This window comes from Pseudomonas sp. BS-2016, from assembly GCF_001806145.1.
GTDB lineage: Bacteria > Pseudomonadota > Gammaproteobacteria > Pseudomonadales > Pseudomonadaceae > Aquipseudomonas > Aquipseudomonas lundensis.
The window spans coordinates 1-1,723 of the sequence record NZ_MLCT01000185.1 but is presented as its reverse complement, the minus strand read 5'-3'; the positions used below and the strand labels follow the sequence as shown (position 1 = coordinate 1,723).

The following is a 1,723-nucleotide window of genomic DNA, read 5'->3' as shown; positions in this document are numbered from 1 at the left end:
TTTTACCCCGCCAAGGCCGAGCACGGCAAAGTGGTCCCGACCTGGAACTACATCGCCGTGCACGCCTATGGCACGCCTGCGGTATTCAGCGACGCCGAGCGCTTGCTCAAGGTGGTCACCGCCCTCACCGACCGCCATGAAAGCGCCCGCGCCCAACCCTGGCGTGTCAGCGACGCACCGGCGGACTACATCGACGGCATGCTCAAGGCCATTGTCGGCTTTGCCCTGCCGATCGAACGCCTGGTGGGCAAACGCAAACTCAGCCAGAACCGCAGCGCCGCCGACATGGCCGGTGTCCGTGACGGCCTGGCCGCCAGTGCCGATGTACGTGACCAGACCCTCGCCCGCTTTATTCCCCAAGGAGTTTCAGAATGAGCTTGATCGACATTCGCCAGGTCACAGCCGCCGACCAAGCCGCCTGGCTGCCGCTATGGCAGGCCTACTTGGCGTTCTACAACACCGAATTGCCGGACGCCGTCAGCCAAAGCACCTGGCAACGCCTGATCGACCCCAGCGAGCCGACCCATTCGGCACTGGCCTGGGAGGACGGCAAGGCGGTGGGCATGGTCAACTTCATCTACCATCGCTCCAACTGGAGCATCGAGAACTCCTGCTACCTGCAGGACTTGCTGGTTGACCCAGCCCAACGTGGCACAGGCGTCGGTCGCAAGCTGATCGAATTCGTCTACGCCACCGCCAAGGCCGATGGCTGCTGCAAGGTGCACTGGTTGACCCATGAGACCAACGCCACGGCGATCCAGCTCTATGAGCGCATCGCCGAACGCCCAGGCTTCATCCAATTTCGCAAAGGTCTTTAAGGAGCACTGCATGATCAATTCCCTCGCTGATTGGAAAGGCGTCCCGGCGCCGACTGCGCAACTGCTTGAAGGGCGTTTTATCCACCTGGAAAAGCTCGACCCGGCGCGCCATGCCGATCAACTGTGGCAAGCCCTTGACGGCCCAGGGGCCGATCCGAAGCTGTGGGATTACTTGCCCTACGGCCCGTTCACCGAGCGCAGTGCCTTCGACGCCTGGTTGAACAATCACGCAGCCCACAGCGACCCGTACTTTTTCAGCGTGATCGACCGTGCGACGGGCCAGGTTCAGGGCATCCTCAGCCTGATGTCCATCGTCCCGGCGCAAGGCCGTATCGAAATCGGCCACGTCACCTTCGGCGCACCCATGCAGCGCTCGCCGAAAAGCACCGAAGCGGTGTACCTGCTGGCCAAGTATGCGTTCGAGCAGGGCTACCGTCGGCTGGAGTGGAAGTGCAACAACGGCAACGCGCGGTCCAAGTACGCAGCCGAGCGCTTGGGGTTCAGTTTTGAAGGGGTGTTCCGCCAGCACATGGTGGTCAAGGGGCAGAACCGCGATACGGCGTGGTATTCGATCCTGGATTCGGAATGGCCGAAGGTCGGTGCCGGGTTTGAGGCGTGGTTGTCGCAGGCGAACCAGAGTGGTTCGGGCCAGTTGAAGACACTCACAGAGTGTCGGGATTAATACTCACATGTGTGGGAGCTGGCTTGCCTGCGATACAGACACCTCGGTGTATCAGGCAAACCAGTTGATGCCATCGCAGGCAAGCCAGCTCCCACATTGGAGGGTGGCGACTCTCGGAACTTAGGCTCAGCCAGCCAACTTCTGGGCCAGCACCGCAATATGCTCGGGTCCGATGCCGCAGCACCCACCCAAATGGCTAGCGCCGCGCGCTTGCCAATCGGCC

Annotated in this window: 4 protein-coding genes; 3 read left to right on the top strand and 1 reads right to left on the bottom strand. The window is 61.9% G+C overall.

Annotation, left to right across the window (positions count from 1 at the left end):
* The 3 genes from BKD70_RS23595 to BKD70_RS23585 form a co-directional block, all read left to right on the top strand.
* Positions 1–375, top strand: a 375-nt coding sequence (locus tag BKD70_RS23595; protein ID WP_175441035.1) for an FMN-binding negative transcriptional regulator, incomplete at its 5' end; no start/stop codon positions are given.
* The gene (locus tag BKD70_RS23590; protein ID WP_057975231.1) at positions 372–818 is read left to right on the top strand and encodes a GNAT family N-acetyltransferase; all 447 of its coding nucleotides are present in this window, start codon (positions 372–374) and stop codon (positions 816–818) included. The genes BKD70_RS23595 and BKD70_RS23590, both read left to right, overlap by 4 nt.
* 10 nt (positions 819–828) lie before the next feature.
* Entirely contained in the window at positions 829–1,500 is a 672-nt protein-coding gene (locus BKD70_RS23585; protein ID WP_054916941.1) for a GNAT family N-acetyltransferase, read from the top strand.
* Between the two features lie 126 nt (positions 1,501–1,626).
* On the opposite strand, the gene BKD70_RS24960 is transcribed toward BKD70_RS23585, so the two are convergent.
* Positions 1,627–1,723 (bottom strand): homocysteine S-methyltransferase family protein (locus tag BKD70_RS24960; protein WP_139145836.1); only part of this gene is annotated, 97 nt, incomplete at its 5' end.